This is a genomic window from Pseudoduganella lutea, from assembly GCF_004209755.1.
Lineage (GTDB): Bacteria > Pseudomonadota > Gammaproteobacteria > Burkholderiales > Burkholderiaceae_D > Rugamonas > Rugamonas lutea.
Genome location: NZ_CP035913.1, coordinates 2313638 through 2339521, shown reverse-complemented (window position 1 = coordinate 2339521; position 25884 = coordinate 2313638). Strand labels below are relative to the sequence as shown.

Sequence of the window (25884 nt, the reverse complement as noted above, 5' to 3'; positions counted from 1 at the left end):
CGCTCACAGGTTCTCGGAAAGGAACAGCAGCGTGTTCCCGTGCGCTTCCACGGCCGAGCGCTGGTGATAGCTGCCCCGGTGCGAGCAGTTGAAGCCGTGTTCGGCTTCGGGATAGACATGGATTTCCACGTTGTCGCGGTCGCCGAAGCGTTCCGCGATGCTTTTCACGGCATCGGCGGGGATATGGCTGTCCTTGCCGCCGAAGTGCATCAGCAGCGGTACCGTGACATGGTCGGCCTTGTCCAGCGCGTTCTGGATGCCGCCGCCGTAATAAGCCACGGCCGCGTCGACATTGCCGGCCGCCGCGCTCAGGTAGGACAGCAAGCCCCCGAAGCAGTAGCCGATCGATGCCACTCTCTGCACGCCAGCCATGGCGCGCAGGGCATGGATCGTCGCGGCCACATCCGCCACCGCCTTTTGCGTGTCGGTCGCGCCCTTCAGCGCCACGGCTTTTTTCCAGTCCGTTTCGTCATAGGTCAGCTCGATGTGCGCGCCCTGGCGCCAGAACAGGTCCGGCGCCAGCACCACGTAGCCGTCAGCCGCGTATTGCTCGGCCACGCTGCGGATGTGCGCGTTGACGCCGAAGATTTCCTGGATCAGCACGATGCCGGGGCCGGTGCCGCCGCGCGGCAACGCCTGGTAAGCCTGGAAGGTGCCGTCATCGCCCTGAATGTCGATCCATCTCGTATCGCTGTCCAATCTTTTCTCCTGTGATGGGTTGCATGCTGTCCAGCCAATGAGTATAAGTCGGGCAATACTTGCATGGCGCGCTACAGCCGGGCGTAGGGGTGACTGTAACCGTGCTACTCTTGTAGCCCGTCCAACCTGTTTCCTGAGGTGGCCCGAATTAGTGACAGGACTGTTCTTTCGCGGGTCAGGATTGCACGGCGACATGCACCAGCACTGCTGGCGTTGCTGTGTGGACTCGGCCTGACGGGCCTGCTTTTCACCGGTATCAGCCGGCTCGAGCAGGACCGCCTCGTGCTCACGTTTACGCAACGCGCGCACGTGAGGGTGTTCGCGCTCTCCGAAGGCATCACCAACGTCATCGACAGCCTGCGCAGCGTGAACCAGCTGTTCGCCAGCCAGCCAGTCGTTTCCCGCGATGAATTCAGGCGCTTCGTCGAACCCCTGGGCAAGCGCTTTCCGTTTGTGGTGGGCATCAGCTTCCTGCGTTTCATCGACGATGCCGAGCGCCCCGCGTTCGAAGCGCAATTGCGGCAAGTCCTGCCGGGCGCGCAAGTAACGGAACTACGCGGCGATCGCACGGCCCCGGCCGCGCAGCGCCCACGGTACCGCGTGATCGAGTATGTCGAGCCGTTTGGTGCCAACGCGCCCGCGCTGGGCCTGGACACGATGTATTCCGGCGATGAACCCAGCCGCTGGCGCGCCTACGATACCGGTGAACCCGTGGCCGGCCGCCTGACCCCGCTGGCGCAGTTGCCCAAGTCGATGTCCGGCATGGTGGTGTCGATGCCCGTGTACCGCTTCGATGTGCCGCTGGGCAGCGTGGCCGCCCGGCGCGCGGCACTGGTGGGCGAAACGTCGGTCGCCATCAACCCCGGCGCGATGGTGGCACACGTATTGCAGCCCTCCGGACTAACCAACGCGCTGCGCGCACGCGACCAGCGCCTGCAGCGGGTGGGGCTGCATGTGTACGCGGATGCCCACGAGGCGCCGGAAAACCTCGTGCACCAGATGGCACCACCGGAACTCGACCAGCCCGTCGTGCCCCCACCGCTTTCCTGGCTGTATCCGCGCGCGCCGGCACCGCTGAAAGTCCCGATCGACGTGGCTGGCCGCACCTGGCTGGTGGTAGCCGACATGGATGGCACGGTGGGGGTGACCGACCACCTGGCATCGCTGTCCGCGCTGGCGCTGGGCGTGGTGATGACGCTGCTGGGCACCGCCTGGGTGCACACGCTGGCCACGCGCAACCGCACGATCCGGGTCCAGGTGCAGGAACGCACCAGCCAGCTGGCCGAGGCGAACCGCTCGCTGCTGCTGCGCGACCGGGCGATCGAATCCTCCACCAACATGATCATGATCGTGGAGGCCAGTGCCAGCCATCCGATCGTGTATGTCAACCCCGCATTCGAGCACCAGACCGGCTACACACGCGAAGAAGTGCTGGGCCAGCCTCCGCGCCTGCTGTGCCGCGACGACATGGGCCAGCCCGGCGTGCTGTCGATCAGCGCCGCCCTGCGCGAACAGCGCGACGGCCACGCGGTGCTGCGCAATTACCGCAAGGATGGCACGCTGTTTTGGGTTGAAACCTATGTGTCGCCGGTGCGCGACGAGCACGGCGTGGTCACGCACTTCGTGTCGATCCACTACGACATCACGGCCATGAAGGCCTATGAGACGGAGCTGCAGCACCAGTCCACGCATGATGCGCTGACCGGCCTGCCGAACCGCCAGTTGCTGGTCGAGCGCCTGCACGAGGCGATCGGACAGGCAATGCACGAGGGCCACGCGCTGTGGGTCGTGTCGCTGGACCTCGACCGCTTCAAGTTCACCAACAGCCGCGTGGGCCACCGGGGCGGCGACCGCCTGCTGCAGGTGGTGGCGAACCGGCTGCAGGCGGCGCTGCGGCCCGGCGACACGCTGGCCCGGCTGGGCGGCGACGAGTTCGCGCTGACCCTGCTGCCGGAGCGGGGCGAGCGGCGCCCGCGACCGGAGCAGGTGCAGCGGCTGCTGGCCGCGCTGGCCGCACCGCTCGTGCTCGACGACAAGGAGCAGTTCATTTCCGGCAGCGCCGGCGTGGCCGTCTGCCCGGAGGACGGCACCGATGCGGCCGTGCTGATCGAACGTGCCGACATCGCCATGTTCCGCGCCAAGGAAATGGGCGGCAACAACTACCAGTTCTACACCACGGCCATGCGCGAACGGCTGGGCGAACGGGTGCAGATGGAAACGGCGATGCGCCGCGCGCTGGAACGCGGCGAATTCGTGCTGTACTACCAGCCGCAGGTGGACATTGCCACCGGCCGTATCGTGGCGATGGAGGCGCTGGTGCGCTGGCAGCACCCGGAACTGGGCATGGTGGCCCCGGCCCGCTTCATTCCGCTGGCCGAGGAAACGGGCATGATCCTGCCGCTCGGGGCATGGGTGCTGGAGAGCGCCTGCCGCCAGCTCGTGGAGTGGCAGAGCGAAGGCCGGGAATACCTGCGCGTGGCCGTCAACGTGTCGGCCCGGCAGATGGCCGAGCAGGATTTCGTGCAGAGCGTGGCGCGCGTGCTGGAGCAAACGGGGCTGGATCCGATATCGCTTGAACTGGAGCTGACGGAAAGCGCCGTGATGAACGATGTCGAGCATGCGATCGAGGTGATGCGCGCGCTGAAGGGCCTGGGCGTCAAGCTGGCGATCGACGATTTCGGCACCGGCTATTCAAGCCTGGCGCACCTGAAACGCTTCGCGGTGGACGTGCTGAAGATCGACCAGGCCTTCGTGCGCGACCTCACGATCGACCCGGACGATGCCGCGATCGTGACCACGATCATCGCGCTGGCCGCGAACCTGAACCTGCAGGTGATTTCCGAAGGCGTGGAAACGCTCGACCAGCTGTCGTTCCTGCGCGAGCATGGCTGCTCGCAGATGCAGGGCTACTACTTCAGCCGCCCCGTGCCGGCCACTGCCATCAGCACCGTGCTGGACGAAAACGAAGCCCAGCTTGCCGCCGGCAGCGGCGCCCCGCTGGGCGTTACCACATGACAAAACTGGGGACGTACCCTGGTTTCCAAGCAATTATTTCCTGGAAGCTAGGCGGTCCGGCGTTCCGGTACGTCCCCCGGTTTATTTATTGGGAAAGCGCCCCCAGCAACGCCTTGTGGAACCCGGCCGGGTCCTCGATCTGCGGCGCATGCCCCATGCCGGGGAACTCGATCAGTTTCGCCCCCGGGATGCGCTTGACGGTTTCCTTGCCCAGCACCTTGTAGTTGCCGATCTTTGATTTCACTTCCGGTGGCGCGATGTCGCTGCCGATGGCGGTGGTGTCGCCGTCGCCGTTCATCAGGATCGTGGGAACCTTCAGCTGCGGGAACTCGTGGACCACCGGCTGCGTGTAGATCATGTCGTAGATCAGCGCCGAATTCCACGCGACCAGGCGCTGGCCGGAACCGGCATTCAGGCCGGCCAGCATGTCCACCCATTTTTCATACTCGGGCTTCCAGCGGCCCATGTAGTAGGTGTTCTTTTCATACGTGCGCACGCCGTCGGCCGTCAGCTTCAGTTCACGCTCGAACCACTGGTCGACGGTGCGGTAGGGCACGCCGAGCTGCTTCCAGTCTTCCAGCCCGATCGGATTGACCATCACCAGGTGCGACACGTTCTGCGGGTACATCAGCGCGAAGCGGGTGGCCAGCATGCCGCCGGTCGAGTGGCCCACCAGCACCACCTTGTCGATGTTGACCTTCTTCAGCAGTTCCATCGTGTTGGCGGCCAGCTGCTGGAAGCTGTACTGGTAGTGGGGCGGCTTGGTGGAGGCGCAGAAGCCCACCTGGTCCGGTACCACCACGCGGTAGCCGGCCTGCGATAGCGCGGCGATCGTGCTTTCCCACGTGGCGCCGCAGAAATTCTTGCCGTGCATGAGCACCGCCGTGCGGCCGTTCGCCTTGCCCGCGGGCTTGACGTCCATGTAGGCCATCTGCATCGTCTGGCCCTGCGAATTGAAGCGGAAATGCTGCACCGGATACGGGTAGCGGAAGCCCTGCAGTTCGGGGCCATAGGCGGCCCCCGCGGCCCCGGCGGTACCGGATGCGATGCTGGCGCCGAGCGCCAGCGCCAGGAGAATCGAAGTCGACGTTTTGGACATGCGTAATTCCTGCAAATAAGCTGCAAATAAGCTGCAAAATAAAGATTGGACGGAGCCGGGCCGCTGCTGCTGGCAGGGGCCGGCAACCGGTCAATATAGCGGAAAAACGGCTGAGCTGACGCCGGTCCGCAGCCTGTCGTGAGGCGCCTGTCGCGCGGACAGGGTAAACTACGCCCTTTCCTGTCGCATTGGGCGATTCGAACAATAACTTATCGCGAGTGCCGCAATGACCGCTACACCCCTGCTATTTTCCGACCTGAACCTGTCTGCCCCCCTGCTCAAAGTCTTGAGCGACGTGGGTTACGAAGCGCCTTCGCCGATCCAGGCGCAGACGATCCCCCACCTGATGGCCAACCGCGACGTGCTCGGCACCGCGCAAACCGGCACCGGCAAGACGGCCGCGTTCGCGCTGCCGATCCTGTCGCGCCTCGATATCCGCCAGACCACGCCCCAGGCGCTGGTGCTGGCGCCCACGCGCGAACTGGCGATCCAGGTGGCCGAAGCATTCCAGCGCTATGCCGCCAACATCCCCAACTTCCACGTGCTGCCGATCTACGGCGGGCAAAGCTACGGCCCGCAGCTGTCCGCGCTGCGCCGCGGCGTGCACGTCGTCGTCGGCACGCCAGGCCGCGTGATCGATCACCTGGACAAGGGCTCGCTCGACCTGTCGAAGCTGAAGACGCTGGTGCTGGACGAGGCCGACGAGATGCTGCGCATGGGCTTCATCGACGATGTCGAGCGCATCCTGAAGGAAACGCCCGCATCGCGCCAGACCGCGCTGTTCTCGGCCACGATGCCGTCCGCGATCCGCCGCATCGCCAACACCTACCTGCGCGACCCGGCCGAAATCACCGTGGCCGCGAAGACCACAACGTCCGAAAACATCACCCAGCGCTACTGGCTCGTTTCCGGCATGCACAAGCTCGATGCGCTGACCCGCATCCTCGAGGCCGAGCCGTTCGACGGCATGATCATCTTCAACCGCACGAAGCTGGGCACCGAGGAACTGGCCGAGCGCCTGTGCGCCCGCGGCTTCTCGGCCGCCGCGATCAACGGCGACATGCAGCAGGCCGCGCGCGAGCGCACCATCGGCATGCTCAAGGAAGGCAAGATCGACATCCTGGTGGCCACCGACGTGGCCGCGCGCGGCCTGGACGTGGAACGCATCAGCCACGTCGTCAACTATGACGTGCCGTACGATGCCGAAAGCTACACGCACCGTATCGGCCGCACCGGCCGGGCCGGGCGCAGCGGCGAGGCGATCCTGTTCATCACGCCGCGCGAGCGCAACCTGCTCAAGACCATCGAACGTGCCACGCGCCAGCCGATCAAGCAGATGGACCTGCCCACGCTGCAGGCGGTCAACGACGTGCGCATCTCGCGGTTCAAGGACCAGATCACGGCCACCCTGGCCGAAGGCGGCCTGGAACAATTCCAGTCGCTGATCGCCGATTACGAACGCGAGCACGATGTGCCGGCCAACGAGATCGCCGCCGCGCTGGCCATGATGGCACGCGGGAATTCGCCGCTGCTGCTGGACAAGAAGGCCGAAAAGGGCTGGCACGAAGATGGCCGGCCAGCCGCCCCACAGCGCGAGGAACGCGCACCACGCGCCGATCGTGGCGATCGCGGCGATCGCGGCGATCGCGGCGAACGGTTCGAACGCCCGGAACGCGGCGAACGCCCGGCTTACCCGAAAAAGGAGCGCATTGCCCGCGAACCCGAGCCGGGCATGGCCACGTACCGCATCGAAGTGGGCTACGAGGATGGCGTCAAGCCGGGCAATATCGTTGGCGCGATTGCCAACGAAGGCGGCGTCGACTCGAAATTCATCGGCCGCATCGAGATTTTCGAGGACTACACGGTGCTCGACATGCCCGCCGACCTGGCGCCGGACGTGCTGGACACGCTGACCCAGGTGCGCGTGGCAGGCCGGCCGATGCGCATCCGCCGCGACGGCGAACCGGCTGCCCAGGCTGCCGCCCCGGCAGCGAAACCCGCGCCAAAAGCCAAAGTGGAGCGCGAGGAACGGCCGGTGGCGCCGAAAGCCCCGCGCGAGGAACGGCCCGTGGCACCGAAAGGCCTGGATGCCGTGGTGGCCGATGCCGTCAGCGAGGACGAAACCCCGAAGAAGAAGAAGCGCGAGCGGGCGCAGGATGGCCTGGCCATGCGTGCGTACCGGATCGAAGTGGGCAGCCAGCACGAGGCCACGCCATCGAACATCGTTGGCGCGATCGCCAATGAAAGCGGGCTGGAAGCGCGCTACATCGGCCGCATCGAGATCTTCGAAGACCACACGGTGCTGGAAATGCCGGACGGTATGCCGGACGAGATCTTCAAGCACCTGGGCAAGGTGTGGGTCGGCGGCCAGCAGCTGAAGATCAGCAAGGCCGATGCGATGCCGCCGCTGTCGACCAAGCACACGCCACCGAAGAAGCCCGCCGCCAAGGCCGCCAAGCCCAAAGCCAAGCGCTGACCTGCCAGCCGGCGGGGAGGCCATGCACGGCCGCGGTGCCGTGCATGCACCACAAGAAGGCCATGCGGTGCGCTGCTGCACCGCATGGCGTGCATTTCAGGGCTGAAATGCTTCCAATCGCCAGTCATCAGGCTGGCCCGGTAATTGCATAGACATCCGTATTTACTTCTCTTGACCAGGGAGGGCGGATGTTGCATACCTTACTGCGAAACGATTTACTCCAATACGCCGCACCGCGCCGGCGCACGTTGCGCGTGCTGTGGATCGATCCCGCACGCACGCTGGCCTGGCTGTTCGACATGGATGGCAAGGGCTGCGACGTGGAGCAGGCACGGATGGCGGAACTGGAATCGGACCTGGCCGCGGGCCGCGCGTGCCGCCTGGCCGACGACCCGTGGCTCGTGGTGGCCGACCAGGAAACCATCAAGCCGGGCCACCTCGCCCTGCGCGAGCGGGCCTGGGCCATCGTGGCGGCGCTGACCGGCGACGAACCCGGCATCTACGAACCGCGCCGGCGCGGCCAGATGATCGCCGAATACACGGCGCGCCACGGCGTGTCTCATCCCACCATCTACCGCTACCTGCGCCGCTACTGGCAGCGCGGGCAGACGCCCAATGCGCTGCTGCCGGATTACTCGAACAGCGGCGCGCGCGGCAAGACACGCTCGTCCACCGCCGGCATCAAGCGCGGCCGGCCCCGTCGCGACGGCGCGCCGCCGGGCATCAATGTCGATGAACCGATGCGCCGCGTATTCCGCGTGGCGGCCGCCACCTATACCGGCACGCGCTTCTCACGGCGCGGCGCCTACGAGGCGATGCTGCGCGAGTTTTTCTGCGAACGCCGCGTGATGCCGGAAACGCTGCACGTGGTGCGGGCCAGCGCCAGCGACGCGGTCCCCAGCTTCGGGCAATTCAGCTACTGGCTCGACCAGGGCCGCATCCTGCGCCCCGCGCCACGCCCGCTGCCGCTGCCGCCGCACGCACTGGTGGAAGCCGAGGGCCGCCCGGGTGCCGCGTTCCAGGTGGCCGCCGTGCGGGCCGACGTGCAGTTGCTGGCCGGCGGCGAACGGCGCCGGCTGGCCGGCCGGCCCGTCATCTATCTCGTCAGCGACATGTTCAGCGGCATGGTCACGGGCTTTCACGTCAGCCTCGAAGCGCCGGCATGGCGGCATGCGCTGATGGCGCTTGCCAACTGCGCCGCGGACAAGCCGCGCCAGGCCTTGCGTCATGGTCGCCCGATCGCTGCGCAGGACTGGCCCTGCCGCCACCTGCCCGAACGCCTGCTGGTGCCCGGTGCGCTGGCCGGCGGTGACGGCGGTCGCGCGCTGCAGGACAATTTCGGCGTGCGCTGCCTGACCGGCATCCCGGCCGAGGTACCGGCACGGGCCGCGCTGGAACGCCGCTTCGGCCTGCTGCGCGCCGATGCCCCGGCCATGTCCGCGGAGCTGGCCCCACTGGACGGTGCGCTCGACATCCACCAGTTCCGCCGTCTCGTCATCGACGCGATCCTTGAACACAACCTGCAGGGCACGGGCGATGGTCCGGCGCCGCTGCAGTTGTGGGACTGGGGCGCGCGCGAACGGGGCGCGGCGCTCAAGCAGTATGCCGAGGAGGTGGTGCGCTGCGCGCTGCTGCCGTTGCACGACGCGCTGGTGACCGAGGAAGGCATCAGCCTGGACGGCCAACTGTACACCTGCGCCAAGGCGGTGGACGAGCGCTGGTTCGAGCGCGCCCGCCAGCGCGGCCGCTGGGTCGTTCGCCTGGCCTATGACGAACACGGTGAGCACATGGGCGACCGTGTGTACCTGCCCGATCCAGCCGCGCCGATGCGTTTCCATGCCTGCCAGCCGGTGCTGCGCGGGCCCGCCGCGGCGCAGCCGTTCACGCGCGCCGAAACCCCGGCACGCCGCACGCAGCCCACTGGCCAGTACGCCAGCTTCGAGCGCATCGTCGCCGGCTTCGCCACCTGAGTTCCTTCAACCCTCGTTGTATTTTTAGCGCGCCGCCCGGCGCGCTTTTTTTTTGCCCTCGTCATTGCCTGGCCCTGGTCCCTGGTCCCTTGTTCCTTGTCCCTGGCGGTACAAGTCGTGCGTGGATCGCCAGGGACGAGGGCGCGCATGGTACCAGGAGCTCAACCATTGCTGCAGTGCCGTGCGGCAGCTGATTTCCCGTGCGTCGCCATGGTGCACTGCGCAATGCCGCAAGGACTTTGCCGCGATTTCCCGCATCAAACAATGTGTGACGCCGGCACCGCCATCCTCCCCGGCCTGGCGCACCGGCCGATGGCGATGGTCCCCTCCCCGAAACCACTTCATTCGTGTCGTCAAAAAGAGTGCTTACCAAACAGGCAATGGCATACCGATTGCTAGATACCGATGTGCAAGCATGTTCATCAACGAAACAAGGAGCAGCGATGAAGAGTGGATTGACGAAAGCCCTGACGCGGCGCGATTTCCTGTACCGTGCGGCCGCGGTGGGCGGCACAGGGCTGCTGCTGAACGCGATGAATGCCTGGGGCATGGGCATCGCGTCGACGATGTCCGGCCCGCCGGCGCTGAGCGGCAGCGCCAAGGGCAAGTCGGTGGTGATCCTCGGCGCGGGCCTGGCCGGCATGACGGCCGCCTACGAGATGGCGAAGTTGGGCTACCGCGTGCAGGTATTGGAAGCGCGCGGCTTCGCCGGCGGCCGCTGCCAGACAGCCCGCGGCGGTTTCGAGCTGACGGAGCTGGGCGGCGAAACGCAGCGCTGCACGTTCGACAAGGGCCACTACATCAACCACGGTCCGTGGCGCATTCCGCTGCACCATCAGTCCACGCTGCACTACACGCGCCAGTTCGAAGTACCGCTCGAAGTGATGGTCAACGATAACGACCATGCGTTCGTCTACCTGGAAAATGGCGGCCCGCTGGCGAAGCAGCGGCTGCGCCCCGCACAGATCAAGGCCGACATGCGCGGCCACGTGGCCGAGCTGCTGGCCAAGTCCGTGCAGGACCGCCAGCTCGACAAGACCCTCTCCAGCGACGACCAGCGTGCGCTGCTCGACTACCTGAAGCACGAAGGTCACCTGGAAGCGGGAGACCTCAGCTACAAGGGCCGCAGCGGCCGTGGCTTCTCCGTTAATCCGGGGGCCGGCGTGAGCCCGGGGCCAGGCGCGTTTTCCGATCCGCTGGCCTTCCACGACCTGCTCGCATCGGGCGTGGGCAAGGTGTACAGCGCGGTGCAGGACTACCCGATGCAGAACACCATGTTCCAGCCGGTGGGCGGCATGGATGCGATCGCGAAGGCCTTTGAAAAACGCGTGGGAAAACACATCCGCTACAACGCCGAAGTGCAGAAGATCCGCCATGGCGAAAACAATGTCACTGTCGCCTTCAAGGATACGAAGACGGGCAAGGAAAGCGCGGTCACGGCCGACTTCTGCCTGTGCACGATGCCGCTCTCCACGCTGCGCATGGTCGACACCGACTTTTCCGAAAGCTTCAAGACCGCGATCAAGTCGGTGGCCTATGCGCCCGTCGGCAAGATCGGCCTGCAGATGAAGCGCCGCTTCTGGGAAGAGGATGACCACATCTATGGCGGCCACGTGCTGACCGACATGAAGGGCATCAACACGATCTCGCTGCCTTCGACCAGCTGGCAAAAGAAGAAAGGTGTGGTGCTGGGCTACTACAACTACCAGACCGCCGCGATCGAAGTGAGCGGCCTGAGCCCGGCAGAGCGCGCCGAGTTCGCGCTGGCCGCCGGCGAAAAGATCTTCCCGGCCTACCGCGATGCGTTCGACAGCGCCTTCTCCGTGGCCTGGCACCGCGTGCAGTACAACCTGGGCGGCTGGGCCGAGTGGAACGACGAGAGCCGCAAGAATGCCTACCCGGCGCTGCTCGAAGGCGAGGGGCGCGTGCTGCTGGCCGGCGAACACCTGTCCTACCTGACCGGCTGGCAGGCGGGCGCGATCGAATCGGCGTGGCAGCAGATGGCGCGCATCCATGAAAGGGCCATGGCATGAGCCGGAATTTTTCCGCCCTGATGGCGCTGGCCGGCTTCGTGGCAGCCATGCCGTCGCATGCCGCCGCCGACGGCAAGGCCATCTACCAGAAAAATTGCGCGGCCTGCCACATGGCTACCGGCAAGGGTATCCCAGGCGCGTTTCCCGCCCTGGCCGGGAACACGTTCGTGCAGGGCCCGGCGAAAGATCCCGCCGCGGTGCTGCTGAAAGGCCGCGGCGGCATGCCGGACTTTTCGCAGAGCCTCACCGATGGCGACATCGCCGCCGTGCTCACGTATGCCCGCTCCAGCTGGGGCAACAAGGCCGAGGGCCTGTCCGACAAGGACGTGGCCGCGCTGCGCACCGAGATTTCGGCCGAGCTGTTTTCAGCCGGTCAACTGTCCAACAAACACTGAAAGAGAGCACTCATGAAACAGCACTTCGCCAACGTTCTCCTGATGGCCGCCGCCATCGCCACCACTTTCGCTACCAATGCGGCCACGGCGCAGGACATCGTCCGCCACAAGATTCCCGGCTCAGATTTCCCGATCGCGCAAGCCGTGACGATCCCGCCGTCGGCCACGATCCACTTCATCAGCGGCCAGGTGCCGCCGATGATCGACAAGTCCGCCAACCCCGACACGATCGCCGCCTATGGCGATACGAAGACGCAGACCGTGGGCGTACTGAAGAAGATCGAGGAAATCCTGAAAGGCATGAACCTCACGATGGGCGACGTGGTCAAGATGCAGGTGTTCCTGGTGGGCGATCCGTCGAAGGGCGGCAGGGCCGACACGAAGGGCTTCATGGAAGGCTACACGCAATTCTTCGGCGGCCCCCAGCCGAACCTGCCCGCCCGCGCGGTGATGCAGGTGGCGGGGCTGAACTCCGCCGGCTGGCTGGTCGAGATCGAGGTCGTCGCCGCCAAGAAATAAGCAACCGGACTTGCCCTGAGGGCTGAAGGGCCCGGGGAAACTGCCGGCATCCGCGCCGGCAGGGGGACCCTTTACGCCCGTTTTTCGCTGCACCCGTTTTTCCATCTTCACTACAAGAAAAGGAATCACCATGCACAAGGCCATCATCAAATCGGGCGCCGCCGCCATGCTGCTGCACACCGGACTGGCGCTTGCCGCCGAGCCGGGCGGCGCACCGGAGCCCGAACCGCAAGCGGAAAACATGGCCGGCGCCGCTGGCGCACCTGTCTCGATGAGTGCCGTGATCGTCACCGGCACCCGCGCCAGCGGCCTGAAAGCGGAAAACAGCGCGTCGCCGATCCAGGTGCTGGACGCGGCCTCGCTGCAGCGCACCGGCCAGCCGGACCTGATCCAGGCCATCGCGCAGAACATCCCGTCGTTTACCGCCCAGGCGTTCGGCGGCGACACGGCCAACCTCACGCTGTCGGCCCGGCTGCGTGGCCTGTCGCCGAACAACACGCTGGTGCTGGTGAACGGCAAGCGGCGCCACGGCACCGCCAACCTGGCCGTGCTGGGCGGCCCATACCAGGGCGGTGCCGCGGCCGACCTGAACTACATCCCCGTGGCCGCGATCGACCATATCGAAGTGCTGCAGGATGGCGCGGCCGCGCAGTACGGCACCGATGCCATTGCCGGCGTGGTCAACATCATCCTGAAGTCGAACAACCAGGGCATCTCCGGCAACGTGAACGGTGGCGCCTACGTCGACGGCGGCGGCCACACGGGCGACGGTACCGCCAACATCGGCTTCAAGCTGACCGACAAGGGCTTCCTCAGCCTCACCGGCGAATCGCGCTATCACGGCTACAGCGATCGCGGCAACATCGACCCGCGCGTGACGGCGCCGCAGAACCTGGCCAGCATGCCGCTGCTGCAGGCGCCGGGTTACCCGCACCTGAACAAGATCGCCGGTGATGCGCAGTATCACCTGAACACGCTGGCCCTGAACGCGGGCTACGACATCGACGACGACACGTCGCTGTATGCCTTCGCCACCTGGGGCAAGAAGGAAGCGCGGGCTTACGAGAACTACCGCATGCCGAACCGACTGCCGGAGGTCTATCCGCTCGGCTTCAGCCCCAAGGAAACGATGAAGGAGATCGATTACGCCTTCACGGCAGGTGCGCGCGGCAAGTTCGGTAGCGCATGGAACTGGGAAGTATCGAGCACGTATGGCCGCGACAAGGCGGAAATCGGCGTGGTGGACTCGGCCAACGTTTCACTGTATCGCGACACCGGCTTCACGCCGACCGTGTTCCATGCCGGCACCTTCATCGCCAGCCAGTGGACCAATAACTTCGATGTCTCCCGCGAGATCGACATGGGCTGGGCGAAACCGTCGACGTTCGCGATGGGCTTCGAGCACCGCGTGGACGAGTACGAGATCCAGGCGGGCGACGAGTTCTCGCGCTACAAGGAGGGCTCGCAGTCCTACCCCGGTTTTTCGCTGACGGACGCCGGCAAGCATGACCGCAACAACAAGGCGATCTACGCGAACTTCATCACGTTCCCGATCGCCGGCCTGACGGTCGACCTGGCGGCGCGCTATGAACACTTCAGCGATTTCGGCAATGCAAAGGTGGGCAAGCTGACCAGCCGCTATGACTTCTCGCCGACGTTCGCGTTGCGTGGCACGTACTCGAACGGCTTCCGCGCGCCGACGCTGGCCGAGTCGTACTACTCCGCCACCAACGTGGGCCCGACCAGCGCCTTCGTGCAGCTGGCGCCGAATTCGGCAGGTGCGAAGCTGGTGGGCGTGGATGGCCTGAAGCCCGAAGCGTCGACCAACCTCTCGGCCGGCATCGTGCTCAATCCGGCGAACAACGTGTCGATCACGGTCGACGCCTACCAGATCAAGATCCGCGACCGCATCGTGGGTTCGGGTTCGGTCTACGGTTCGGGCGGCGCGGTGAACTCGCCGGCCGTGGTAGAGGCGATCCTCGCCAATGGCAACATCCTGGACCCGACGGTAAGCGAGACCGGCATCAACATCTTCACCAACGCCGTCAATACCCGCTCGCGCGGGCTCGAACTGGTGGCCACGCTGAACAGCAACTACGGCCAGTACGGCAGGGTGGACTGGTCGCTGGCGGCCAACTGGAACCAGGTGCGGGTCACGAAGATCAACCAGGCCCCGGCGCAGCTGCAGCCGCAAACGCTGCTGGATCGCACGGCGATATCGAACCTGGAAACCGCCTCGCCGAAGACCCGTGTGAACATCGGCGCGCTGTGGCGCTCGGGTGCATGGACGGTCAACCTGCGTGAAGCGATCTATGGCAAGTCCCACACGTGGGATTCGCCGAACGGTGGCACGTACTACAAGAACGAGATCGGCACCACGGCGATCACGGACCTGGAAGTAAGCTACAAGCTGACGCCGAACTGGACGGTGTCGGCCGGTGCCAACAACCTGTTCAACGAGTATCCGGACGAGGTGAACGCCGAGCTGATGGCCGTGTACCGTGCGAACCTGGATAACGCGGGTGTGACGAAGTATCCGTCGTTCTCGCCATTCGGCATCAACGGCGGCTACTACTACGCGCGCGCCAGCTTCAAGTTCTGACGGAAGCGAAGTGACATGAAGTAACGTGGGTGGCACGGGCGGGGCAGGGCGCTATACTGCGCGCTGCCCCGTTTTTCATTGGCCGCCCATGATTTCTCCGATGACCTTGCAGGATTACCTGGCGCTGACTGGCCCCGTCCCCGATGCACGAATCGACTACGGCAGTGCGCCGTCGCAGTTCGTGGAACTGTTCCGTCCCGACGGTGCAGGTCCTTTTCCGGTGGTGGTACTGATCCATGGCGGGTGCTGGACCGTGCAGTATGGCGGCATCACGCAACTGCGCAGCATGGCCGGCGCATTGCGCGCACAGGGCATCGCCGTGTGGAACGTGGAATACCGCCGGCACGACGAGGAGGGCGGCGGCTATCCCGGCATGTACCAGGACGTTGCCACCGCCATCGACCTGCTGCGCAAGGAGCCGCGGTTCGACATGCAGCGCATCGCCATCGTCGGCCATTCCGCCGGCGGCCACCTGGCCCAATGGGCCGCATCGCGCCACCGGCTGCCGCAATGGAGCCCGGCATGGACGGCCGATCCGGTGCGCATTCCCGCCGCGATCAGCCTGGGCGGCCTCGCCGACCTGCGCCTGCAGGCTTCATTGATCCACTCCAGCTGCGAGCGCGATACGGCGCAGCTGGCCGGACTGCCAAGTGCCGCGCGGCCGGACGTGTTTGCCGACACGTCCCCGGCCGAGATGCTGCCGGCCGGGATCCGCACGGTGCTGGTCCACGGCGAATTCGATACCGTGTCGCCCCCTTCGGTGGCCGAAGCCTACGCCCACCGCGCCCGCGCCGCCGGCGACGCGGCCGAGGTGATCGTGCTGCCCGGCGCCAGCCATTACGATGAAGTGGCGCCCAACTCGCCCTGCTGGCCGCTCGTCGAACGCGCCATCCTGGGCGCGCTGGAAGCGCCGTAGAACGCTACGGCGCAATGCCGAACAGCTCCATCCGCAAGCCCTTCATGCCGGTCGGCGCATAGATCGTGATCGCCTGCGCCGTCAGCATGTTTTCATACAGGTTGCCCTTTGCCGTGAGCGAGAAGTAGTAGGTGTTCGGCCGCACCGGCACCTCGCCGGGCACCTGCGCCATGTGCACCAGCTCCACGCCCGGCAGCGAGATGCCGATCAGGCGTTCCACGTCGTCCGGCGAGCCGATCTTGAAGCGCAGCGGCACGGCCGCCACCAGTTCCAGCGCCGGCATGTCGGCACTCACCGCGAGGCACAGTTCCGTGCGGCGCTCCACGCGCGCGGGATCGAGCATGCCATGGTGCAGCGTGGTCTTCACGTGGTCGGGAGCAAGCGGCACCGTGAAATAGCGCGAGGAAATCACCGTGTCGATCAGGTCGCGGATCATCATGTCGAGCCGCTGGAAGCCCGGACCCGGGTCGTCGTGCTGGTACGCCGGCAGGTCGGACAGCGCATATTTCGGCGAGAACGTCATCAGGCCGCCGGCCAGCGCCGTCAGCTTGTCGAACACGTATTCTGGGTGGTGTTGCCGATAGCGCGCGCAGTGGGTGAGGGGCGCCGCTGCCGTGCAGATCACGTTGAGCATCCAGAACGATGATGCATCGCCCGTATGCACCTCGAACGCCTGGCGGCCGTTCAGGCGGTGGCGCTCATACAGTGCGGCGATCTTGGCGTTCAGTTTCGCCAGCAGGGCGTCGAGCATGCCGGGCAGGGCCGCGGCCGTGGCCAGCGTGACCGATGGCGGCATGAAGGTGGGGTCGAGTTCGAAGCCCCCGGTGGGCGAGCGCTTGATGCGCACGACGGGGAAGGAGAGGTAGGCCGTCCGCGCCTCCGTGTGCGGCATCAGCTTCAGGTTTTTCGTCAGGAACTCGACGTCGAGCGACAAGTCGCTGGTGAACAGGTCGGCGATTTCCACGTCCTTCCGGATGTAGCGGCCGGACGATGCGAGATTACCGCCGTGTTCATTCAGGTGTGGCAGCGCTGCATGGAACGTGAATACCTGTTCCTCGGCGTCCAGCGTCGACAGGTCGACGGCAGGCGGCGCCGGATCCGAGATCGGCGCATCGAAGATCTCGCCATCCTGGAACAGCAGCGACAGCTCGTCGGCCTTCAGGGTGCTGTTGCCGAGCATGTCCAGGTTCCACTCCGCCTTGCGTACGCCCCACAGCGATGGGCTGATCGTCAGCGCCAGTTGCTGCAGGCGCGTCTCGTGGTACAGGTCCGCCCGCTGCATCTGCTGCGGACCGAAAGTGAGGCCTTCGCCCCACAGGACTTTCGAATGAATGCTCATGGTTCTCCTCTCGTAAGAATGGGAGAAGCATGAATGTTTCTGAGCAGCATTTCCTTGAGTCGGCGCAAATTGCCCGTTGGAAAGCTCACGAATAATGAGCCTTCCCGCCACTACCGTGCCCGATCATGAAAGATGTGCTTCCCTACTTTGAACGCGAACTGGTGGTCATTCGCGGCTATGCTGCCGAATTTTGCGCCCGGTTTCCCCGTCTGGCCGACCGGTTGGGCATTGGCGACAGGGATTCGCAAGCCGAGCGGCTGATCCAGGCGCAGGCCCTGCTGGCGGCGCGCGTCGTGAAGCGGATCGACGACGGTTTTCCGCAATTTACGGAAGCCCTGCTGGACTCGCTGTTCCCCCATTACCTGCGGCGCTTTCCTTCTTGCGCAACGATCAGTTTCGCCTACCTGGAAAAGGAGCTGGCGGAGCTGTCGGGCGTGGGGATCATCGAGCGGGGAACGGTCCTCGAATCCCAGCCCGTGCAAGGTACGCGATGCAAATTCCGCACGTCGGCGGCCGTAAAGGTGGCGCCGCTTTCGATCACCGGCGCACGCTTCGAACCGTTGATCCAGGCACCTTCGGGTACGCGGCTCCCGGTGGATGCAACCGCATCGCTGTCGATCACGATCGCTTCCGTTTCGCCCCGCCTCGCGCTGCCGCAGATAGCGCTGGACACGCTGCGCGTGCTGGCCGACGGCGATCCGTCGTTTTGCGCCGCATTGCACGACACGTTGTTCATGCACGTCAGCGGCGCCTATGTCGAAGCGCCGGGCGGCAAGTGGCTACCATTGCCGGCAGTACCCCTGTCCCCGGCCGGCTACGCGGAGGACGAGGCGCTGATCCCGTTCGGCGACCGCTCGCACCGGGCATGGCGCATATTGACGGAGTATTTCTGCTTTCCCGAAAAATTCCGCTTTTTCGACATCGACCTGGCTGCGCTGCGCACGCTCGTGCCAATGGATGCCAGGGGCGTCACCCTGCATCTTGCGTTGTCGCGCATGCCGGCGGACGGCAACGCGGCGCGCATGCTGCGCTTGCTGGAGCCGGCGAACCTGCGCCTGTTCTGCACACCGGCCGTTAACCTGTTCAGGCATCCCGTCAGGCCGGTTGCCGTGACCGGCATGGCATCGGAGTACTCGCTGGTGGCGGACGCGCCTCGCCCGCAAGCCTATGAGGTGTATTCCGTCGATGCCGTGCGCCAGCATGCGAAGAATGCGGAGCCGGTCGAATTCACGCCGCTGTACGCGAGAGGGCATGCCGCATCGGGCCGCGGCCGCCATTGGGTCTTGCGCCATGACGACGTGCTGGCCGCGATCAGCCTCGGTCATGAAAAACGCCTGACGCTGGTGGACCTCGATGCGGAAGCGTTGAAGGTGGAGCGCAGCTCGCTGTCCGTCGGTGTCACCTGCACCAACCGCGACCTGCCGCACCAGCTCGGGTACGGCGCCGCCACCGGCGACCTGGCGTTGCCTGGCACGGCGGGCGGTCCGGCCGTGCGCTTGCTGGCCAAGCCGAGCCTGACGCATCGTTTCAAGAATGGGCAGAACCACTGGCGCCTGATTTCGCACCTGACGCTGAACCACCACGCGCTGGTGCCGGGAGGGCTGGGCAAATTCAAGGAATTGCTCAAGCTTCACGACCTGCCCGCCACGCCGGTGACGCAGCGAATGATCGACGGCATCGTGAGCCTCGACCACGAGATCACCACGGCATGGGTCAAGCACAAGCGCGGATCCTCGCTGGTCAATGGCCTCGAAGTGCGCATCACGGTGGACGAGGAAGCCTTCGTCGGCAGCGGCATCCACCTCTTCGCCCAGGTGATGGACCACTTCCTGGCCATGTACGTGCAGGTCAATCACTACGTGGAACTGGTGCTGCTGTCGCAGCGCAATCAAAAGGAGATCCTGCGATGCAAACGCCGCAGCGGCAACGCGAGCCCGGCCTGATCGGGCAATTGTTCGCCGAACCCTGGCGGTTCGGTTTCCTGCCCGCCGTGACGCAGGTGCTGCGCTGGTTCGCGCGGCGCGGCGTGCCGGCCGATGAGGCACTGGTGAAATCGCTGCGCTTCGAGAACAGCATGTCGCTGGCATTCCCGGCCAGCGAGATCGAAGCGATACGCACGGAAGACCAGCCGGACGGCCCGTGCGTTGTCATGACGCCGACCTGCATCGGCCTGCTGGGTACCGCCGGCACGCTGCCCATGCACGATACGGATCGCTTCGCCCGCGCTGCGGCCACCGAAACGGGTACCCGTGCCTTCCTGGACTTCCTGTCGACGCGCATGGTGGGGTTGTTCTGGAAATCGTGGGCGATGAACCGGCAGGAAGTGATGGCTGATACGCAGGGCCGGGATGCCTGGCGTGCGCGCCTGCAGGCGCTCGCAGGCAAGGAGGAATCGGGGCTCGATACGGAGGCATGGTACGCCGGCCTGCTGCGCGTGCGTCCCGTTTCCGCGGCCACGCTGGAATGCATCCTCGCCGGCGAGCTGGGGCTGCCGGTGCGTGTCGACTCGATGGTGGGCTGCTGGCAGGTCGTCAACCCTGCGCAGCGCACCATCCTGGGCGTGACGAAACCGAAGCTCGGCACCAGCACCATGGTCGGCCGGCGCCTGTGGCGGGTGGACCACCGGCTCCGCATCGTGATCGGACCCCTGAAGCGCGCGCAGTACGACTGGCTGCTGCCGCGCGGCGAGGGCGCACGTTTGCTGTCCCGGCTGGTGGCGACCGTGATGGCACAGGCGCTGCTCGAATACGAGGTCTGCCTGCTGCCCGGCCCGGAATGCATCCGGCCGCTCGTGCTCTCGGCGAAGCCGGGCAAGCAACTCCGGCTGGGCTGGGACACTTCATGCCGGACGCGCCCGGCCGCACCCGCCAGCGCGAGATCCGCTACCTGCTCAAACCAAAACTCTACGGAGACAATCCATGACCCTATTACCGCCATTGGCCGTGTCGCTCGACCGCCTGCAGCAGACGGGCCGCCTGCTGCGCTCCCATTTCCCGAACGGCGACGGGCCCGACGCCACGCTCGTGGTCAACATGCTGCATGCCGAGGAAGAGCTGTCGCGCGGTTTTCGCTTCGAAGTGGAACTGCTGTCGGACGACGTGTCGATCCCGCTCAAATCCATGGTCGGCAGGATGATGACGGTCTCGCTGGTCCGCGACAACGGCACCGAGCGCTACTTCAACGGCTATGTCACCGAGTTCCGTTTCCTGAAAACCGATGGTGGCTTCGTGTATTACCGCGCGGTGCTCGAACCCTGGCTGGCATTCGCGAAGCTGCGCGAGGACTGCGTGTCTTTCCTGGCCAGCAGCGTGCTGGAAATGACCGAAAAGACCTTTGCCCACTACAAGGAGCATGACTGGAAACTGCGCATGCGGGGTGAAGACCCGAAGGTCACCTGCATGAACCAGTACAACGAGACGGACTACAACCACCTGCATCGCCGGTGGGAAGCGGCCGGGCTGCACTACTGGTATGAGCATCGCCTTGATGGTCACACGCTCTGGCTGTCGGATGACAGCACGAACGCCGACGTCATCGACGCCTGCGGCACACGCGATGTCGAACCGGGAACGATGCCGTATCGCGCCTATGCCGGCTCCGCCGAAGGCGACGGCATCTTGCAATGGCAGGCGGTGCGCCGCGTGGGCCCGGCTAGCGTGACCTTGGGCAGTTTCGATTACAAGAACCCGTTGCCGCAGGCAGCGACGTACGAGTCGATGACCCAGCAAGGCGACGCGCCGTCCCATGGCGTCTACGAAAACCTGGGCGCCTACGGCTACCGCGACTGGAACGATGGCGAACCGCTGGCCCGGCGCCGGATGGAGGAATCGGACCGAACGGTGCAGTTCTTCGAGGCGGAGGGCAACGACCGCAGTGCCATGCCGGGCCGCAGCTTCGTGCTGGCCGATCACCACAGCGCGTCGATGAAGTGGCCGTTCCAGCAGGCGATGATCAGCGAGCCGATCGGCAATCGCGAATACCTGGTCGTGGCGGTCTGCCATTCGGCTGCCAACAATCTCGATTCCACCAAGCGCGAACCTTCGTACTACAGGAACTCGTTCACTTGCCTGCGCAAGACGACTCCCTGGCGCCCGGGGCGGGGCTTCCATAGCTCGCCGCCGCCTGCACCGGGCGTGCAGACCGCGATCGTTACGGGACCGCAGGGCGAGGAGATCCATACCGATGGGCTGGGGCGCATCACGATCCAGTTTCATTGGGACCGACTGGGCAAGCGTGATGAACACAGTTCGGCGTGGGTGAGGGTGGCGATGCCGATGGCGGGTAAACAGTTTGGGCAGATCGGGTTGCCACGGGTGGGGCAGGAAGTTGTCGTGCAATTTTTGGGCGATAACCCGGATCGGCCGATTGTCACCGGCGTGGTCTATAACGCGGCGCATGGGGTGCCCTGGGAGTTGTCTTCGCAGCGGGCTTTATCCGGGTTGCGGTCGCGTGAGGTGGGAGATGTGCGGGGGAATCAGCTGGTGCTGGACGATACCAAGGGGAGATTCAGGCGCAGTTGCGGAGTGATCATTTGGATAGTCAGTTGTCGTTGGGGCGGATACATCGGCTGGAGGGGAATGAGGGACATAGCGAGCCCAGGGGTGAGGGCTTTGAGTTGCGCTCGGATGGGCATGGCGCTGTTCGTGCCGCGCAGGGATTACTGGTTACTACAGAAGCTCGAGTAGCCGCGGCTGGTACCACTACGGAAATGGCTGAGACCACACAACGATTATTGCGCGCTGCAGAGATACAAGAACAATTGGCTTCGTTATCGCAACACTATGGCGCGCAAGAGAAATCACAGCAAGACGAAGTGGCCGCAGAGCTGGAGGCACAGAACGCCGGCATCCAACAAAACCGGAAAGGTGGAGGTCGTGGGTTAGCGCAGCCGCACTTGGTGATGTCGAGCCCCGTAGGGATAGCGCTTGCTTCGGGAGCGTCTACGCACATTGCCAGCGAACGGCACACGGCTATCAGTAGCGGGAAGAGCTTGTCAATGGCGAGCGTCGATAGCTTGTTTGCCTCAGTTGGGAAGAGCTTTCGATTATTTGTTCATAACGCTGGGATGAAGCTGATCGCTGCCGCCGGGAAAGTCACTGTCGAAGCTCAGAGTAATGAAGTGGAGATCATTGCGAATAAAGTTCTCAAGTTACTCAGCGAAACAGATTGGGTCGAAATTCGTGGGAAAAAGGGAATAAGACTCCACGGGATTAATAACGTTCTGGAAATCGGTGAGAAAGTAGAATTTTTCACCTCATCTCCGGTGCTTTTTAATGGAAATCTTGAGACTTTAGCTGCGAAAAGCCTATCGCAATCGTTTAATGAAAGGCCCGGACAGTGCAAGTTTGATCAAGAAGTGAATTTTATACATTCCGATGGGGCGCCAGCGTCGAAGATTAATTATGAGATCTTTCGCGAGGATGGGGCAGTTCTGAAAGGCGCCAGTACAGAAAGCGGAAGTACCGGGGTGCAAAACTCGACAGAAATCACAGCTTATACGGTTAGATGGAAAGGGGAACTCCCATGACTAAAAATATTAATGAGCGTGGTAACTATCAAGGACAGTTTTCTCAAGGGGTAGGTGGGTGGGCGGAGTATCAAGTGCTTATGACTGAAGTGCCCGATAAGATCAGGCACGACGTTAAGGCTCCTCCCAAGAAGGTAATCCCAATCATATTCTTGCCGGGTATCATGGGCAGCAATTTAAGAATGACAAAAACGAGGCAGCAAGAATTGAAACGGCCCGATAATAAGGCTTGGCGTCCCGATGATCTAACAAGTGCCAGGGGAGGGGCTAGCATACTGTTTGGTGGAAAGCGTGGAGGATTTTTTTCATCGGCAACAGCTTCTGAGCGACAATTGAACTTCGATCCTAATGAAACCGAGATTGATTACTATCACTACACGGAAGATAAGGCGAGATTCGATCCAGATGGCACGGAAACAAAAGAGTCCGATAAGCGTCATTCTAATGTTCCAGATGGTCTGGGTCCTATTCCTCCATTGGTGCTTGGTTCTTCTGCAGAAGGAAAGAAAACCAAGCCGGCACAAATTGCTCGTTGGCGTGGCTGGAGCGAGATCATGTTCGGCGGCGCTTATGGAAATATGCTAAAAAAGATTGAATTTCTCTTGAATAATATTCTGCTTAATAATGATATTCATCCATGTTGGCAAAAAAATCCCAAGCATTTTGATGGGACAATACTGCTTGGGGTCCCGCACCGCGACGTAATGAACACACTTCTTCAGCAGCCGCCCAGCAAATTCGGTGCAATTACTGGCGAGGAATTGAATCCGGATGATATTCGAAAAATAGGCGCATGCTGGTACCCAGTGCATGCTATGGGCTACAATTTTTTGAAGAGTAATGGTGAGTCAGCAAAGGTAATAGCTGAACGAATACGTGGGTTAGTGAATGGTTATCGAAATCGACATTTTAATTGTGATGAGGTAATTATCATTACTCATAGTATGGGCGGGATATTGGCGAGAGCAGTGCTTCACCCAGAATATGGAAATTTGATTAACGAAAAATCTTTCAAGATTTTGGGGATTTATCATAGTGCTATGCCCACTACAGGTGCTGGAGCTACATATAAACGGATGCGTTTCGGTTTTCAAGAAAGCTGGGCATTGCTTGGAGAGACTGGAGCAAGTATTTTTGGTGTTGATGGGGAACACGCAACAGCAGTGTTGGCGAATGCTTCTGGACCTTTGGAATTACTCCCAGGTGAAGCTTACGGTAAAGAGTGGCTTAAGGTTGTAAATTGGAAGAATGAAGTATTGTGGAGTTGGCCTCGTAAAAACGATACCGCGCTCGATAGCATATATCTCAAGCCACACGCAGCTTGGTGGAGGCTTGTTAATCCAGATTGGATCAACCCAGCCCGTGTCCCCAAATCAAAAGGCGGAGGGATCGAACATGCTCAAGCTCGCTTAGAGCGAGCCTTCAATTTTGTTGAGTCCATAAAAGATACTTTTCATCCCAAAACTTTTGCCAGTTATTGCACATCGGTAGAGCGGCCATGCTACGGAGAAGTAATATTTAGAGTATTAGATTCCGATCCGCAAGGATTGCTTTTGAAAAATTTACCGCCAATTGAGGCTTGGAAGCTTGAGAATGATAACAAAATTGGTACGCTAACAGTTCAGGCAGGTGGTCGCAAATTAACTTTGCGATTGATTCAACCGAATTCTGAAGGTGATGAAACTGTTCCAGGAAAAAGGTCGGCTTCACAACTGCCCGGGAATCATTTCGTCCATGGACGAGTGGAAGGTAAAGGGTATGAACATCAAAACAGTTATTCAGATAATGAGGTGCAGGCCTCACTTCTCTACTCTATAGTTCAAATCGCGAAAACGGCGAAATGGAACTGAAAATGAATAAAAATATTTCAATAAAATTGATTGGCATTCTGCTATTGCTTGCAATTTTTATTTTAATTTTTTTTCAAAATAACGATCATAGGGGAAATTATATGAATAACGATTCATTGAAAAAGGCATGGTTGGGAGATTTATTCAGAAAGAGTAAGCTAACTTGTTTTGGTCGATATGCTATGGAAATTCCAAGCGAAGCTGAGATCATAGTTGGAGGCGCTTGGTTCCCAGATGACATCGAGATGGTTGCAGGCGGATTCGTTGATATGAGTATGAAAATTTCAAGAAAAATGGAGCGTATTGCAAGAGAAAGCGACTCGGCAGAAGTGAAATATAGTGGCATCGGCCCAGTAAGCGATAGCTGGCAAATTCGTTATTTCTCAGATAAATATACTAAAAAAAGAAATTTAATGTTATTTAATACCTTTATTGCGAAAGGCGAATTTACTTTCATCATCGGAGATGCGGTGTCATCAGGTGAGAGCGAGGCACTAGTCATCGATCGACAGGCTCGACTTTCTGAAAAATTGAGATTGCTAGCTTCCTCAGAAATTCCTACTGATCCCGGATTTTGCTTGGAAAAAGCATTTATCGCGGAAGCAAATTATGGGCACCAGGAAATGATAGCAGTTGGAATTCATTTTCCTGAATATCCGGACGTCACATTTTCTTTAAGTTCGAACAAGGACGCTTATGCAGATCTATCGCAATCAGACTTTCAGAAGGCAAGACGTGATGGACTGCCTTTACTGGCGAGAATTAAGCAGGCAAAGGAAATCCAGGGTGACAATTATCCCTCTCGCACGGTTCTTCGGGAGGGAAAACGAACCGTCCAGCATTGGCAAGGCGAGGAGTCGCTCTTCCGTCGCGAGGATGGTACGCATGACTTTGAGTGGGCTTTCGTTGGAAACCCAAAAGACGTCGCCAATCCATCCGAGTATCGTATAAAAATGTTTACCAAAGTCGCCTACAACACCGTTGGTGCGGCCGACAAGGCTTCTCTCACGGACGAGCAAGCTGTAGCACTATGGGACAGACTGCTCGCTGGCCTGAAGTTCCGCGTCAAAGTCCCAGGTGCCCCGGAAGGCTCTTATTACTTCCTGCCCGGCGCGAAAACGGATGCAAGAGCAAAACCATGAAGCACGAAAGCCGAGGAGTCATCCGCATTGGCGACAAGACCGATCACGGCGGCCAGGTATTGACCGCCACGTCGACCACGATCGCGATGGGCAAGCCTGCCGCGCTGGAGGGAGATATGACGTTCTGCCCGCAGTGCAAGGGGAGCTTCGCCATCAAGCCGGACGGCAAGGGCGCTAGACACAAGGGCAAACCCTACGCATACGACGGCGATATAACGGAATGCGGTGCGAAGCTGATCGCATCCTTGTGAAGACGTTTGAAAACCTGTCGGTCCAAGCCAGCCCAACGGACCGGCAGCTAA

Annotated in this window: 16 protein-coding genes and 3 pseudogenes; 16 read left to right on the top strand and 3 right to left on the bottom strand. The window is 62.5% G+C overall.

Going from position 1 to position 25884, the window contains the following annotated elements; genetic code table 11:
- Positions 1–3: 3 nt before the first annotated feature.
- On the bottom strand, positions 4–699 hold the full coding sequence (locus tag EWM63_RS09840) for a dienelactone hydrolase family protein (protein WP_130186357.1): 696 nt from the start codon (positions 697–699) through the stop codon (positions 4–6).
- 213 nt (positions 700–912) lie between these two features.
- Here EWM63_RS09840 and EWM63_RS09835 point away from each other — a divergent pair, with 213 nt between their 5' ends.
- A complete protein-coding gene (locus EWM63_RS09835) occupies positions 913–3714 on the top strand; it encodes a bifunctional diguanylate cyclase/phosphodiesterase (protein WP_130186356.1) in 2802 nt (933 codons plus the stop codon).
- A gap of 85 nt (positions 3715–3799) precedes the next feature.
- Here the strand turns inward: EWM63_RS09835 and EWM63_RS09830 are convergent, their stop codons facing one another.
- Positions 3800–4813 (bottom strand): alpha/beta fold hydrolase, encoded by a 1014-nt coding sequence (locus EWM63_RS09830; protein ID WP_130186355.1) that lies wholly within the window; start codon positions 4811–4813, stop codon positions 3800–3802.
- A gap of 226 nt (positions 4814–5039) precedes the next feature.
- Between EWM63_RS09830 and EWM63_RS09825 the strand changes: the two genes are divergently transcribed.
- The 7 genes from EWM63_RS09825 to EWM63_RS09795 all read left to right on the top strand — a co-directional run bounded on the left by EWM63_RS09825 (position 5040) and on the right by EWM63_RS09795 (position 15724).
- A complete protein-coding gene (locus tag EWM63_RS09825; RefSeq protein ID WP_130186354.1) occupies positions 5040–7289 on the top strand; it encodes a DEAD/DEAH box helicase in 2250 nt (749 codons plus the stop codon).
- 188 nt (positions 7290–7477) lie between these two features.
- Positions 7478–9259: a TnsB C-terminal domain-containing protein gene (locus tag EWM63_RS09820; protein ID WP_130186353.1), complete on the top strand. Its 1782-nt coding sequence runs from the start codon at positions 7478–7480 to the stop codon at positions 9257–9259.
- A gap of 443 nt (positions 9260–9702) precedes the next feature.
- Positions 9703–11292 (top strand): flavin monoamine oxidase family protein, encoded by a 1590-nt coding sequence (locus tag EWM63_RS09815; protein WP_130186352.1) that lies wholly within the window; start codon positions 9703–9705, stop codon positions 11290–11292.
- Positions 11289–11687 (top strand): c-type cytochrome, encoded by a 399-nt coding sequence (locus EWM63_RS09810; protein ID WP_130186351.1) that lies wholly within the window; start codon positions 11289–11291, stop codon positions 11685–11687. Before EWM63_RS09815 ends, EWM63_RS09810 begins: the two co-directional genes overlap by 4 nt.
- Before the next feature lie 12 nt (positions 11688–11699).
- The gene (locus EWM63_RS09805; RefSeq protein ID WP_130186350.1) at positions 11700–12206 is read left to right on the top strand and encodes a RidA family protein; all 507 of its coding nucleotides are present in this window, start codon (positions 11700–11702) and stop codon (positions 12204–12206) included.
- 130 nt (positions 12207–12336) lie between these two features.
- Complete coding sequence (locus EWM63_RS09800; RefSeq protein ID WP_130186349.1) at positions 12337–14808, top strand: TonB-dependent receptor plug domain-containing protein; 2472 nt, start codon at positions 12337–12339, stop codon at positions 14806–14808.
- Positions 14809–14896: 88 nt separating this feature from the next.
- Positions 14897–15724, top strand: a complete 828-nt coding sequence (locus tag EWM63_RS09795) for an alpha/beta hydrolase family protein (RefSeq protein WP_229487836.1) — start codon at positions 14897–14899, stop codon at positions 15722–15724.
- A 4-nt stretch (positions 15725–15728) separates the two neighbouring features.
- Here EWM63_RS09795 and tssK read toward each other — a convergent pair whose 3' ends face one another.
- Positions 15729–17063 carry a type VI secretion system baseplate subunit TssK gene (tssK, locus tag EWM63_RS09790; RefSeq protein ID WP_130186348.1) on the bottom strand — a complete coding sequence of 445 codons (1335 nt, stop codon included), beginning with the start codon at positions 17061–17063 and terminating at the stop codon, positions 15729–15731.
- A gap of 125 nt (positions 17064–17188) precedes the next feature.
- Between tssK and tssF the strand changes: the two genes are divergently transcribed.
- The 8 genes and pseudogenes from tssF (at position 17189) to EWM63_RS09760 (ending at position 25833) form a co-directional block, all read left to right on the top strand.
- Positions 17189–19006 carry a type VI secretion system baseplate subunit TssF gene (tssF, locus tag EWM63_RS09785; RefSeq protein WP_130186347.1) on the top strand — a complete coding sequence of 606 codons (1818 nt, stop codon included), beginning with the start codon at positions 17189–17191 and terminating at the stop codon, positions 19004–19006.
- A pseudogene (gene tssG, locus EWM63_RS32335) lies at positions 18970–19890 on the top strand (type VI secretion system baseplate subunit TssG); the annotation flags it as partial. The gene tssF and the pseudogene tssG, both read left to right, overlap by 37 nt.
- Before the next feature lie 91 nt (positions 19891–19981).
- Positions 19982–21508, top strand: a pseudogene (locus EWM63_RS32330) (type VI secretion system Vgr family protein); the annotation flags it as partial.
- 71 nt (positions 21509–21579) lie between these two features.
- Positions 21580–21771, top strand: a pseudogene (locus tag EWM63_RS32325) (type VI secretion system Vgr family protein); the annotation flags it as partial.
- The gene (locus EWM63_RS32320; protein ID WP_229487940.1) at positions 21772–22590 is read left to right on the top strand and encodes a DUF2345 domain-containing protein; all 819 of its coding nucleotides are present in this window, start codon (positions 21772–21774) and stop codon (positions 22588–22590) included.
- Complete coding sequence (locus tag EWM63_RS09770; protein WP_130186345.1) at positions 22587–24440, top strand: esterase/lipase family protein; 1854 nt, start codon at positions 22587–22589, stop codon at positions 24438–24440. The genes EWM63_RS32320 and EWM63_RS09770 overlap by 4 nt, the downstream gene beginning before the upstream one ends.
- Positions 24431–25582, top strand: coding sequence for a T6SS immunity protein Tli4 family protein (locus EWM63_RS31730; protein ID WP_229487835.1), 1152 nt, complete (start codon positions 24431–24433; stop codon positions 25580–25582). Before EWM63_RS09770 ends, EWM63_RS31730 begins: the two co-directional genes overlap by 10 nt.
- Complete coding sequence (locus EWM63_RS09760; protein WP_130186344.1) at positions 25579–25833, top strand: PAAR domain-containing protein; 255 nt, start codon at positions 25579–25581, stop codon at positions 25831–25833. The genes EWM63_RS31730 and EWM63_RS09760 overlap by 4 nt, the downstream gene beginning before the upstream one ends.
- Positions 25834–25884: the final 51 nt, after the last annotated feature.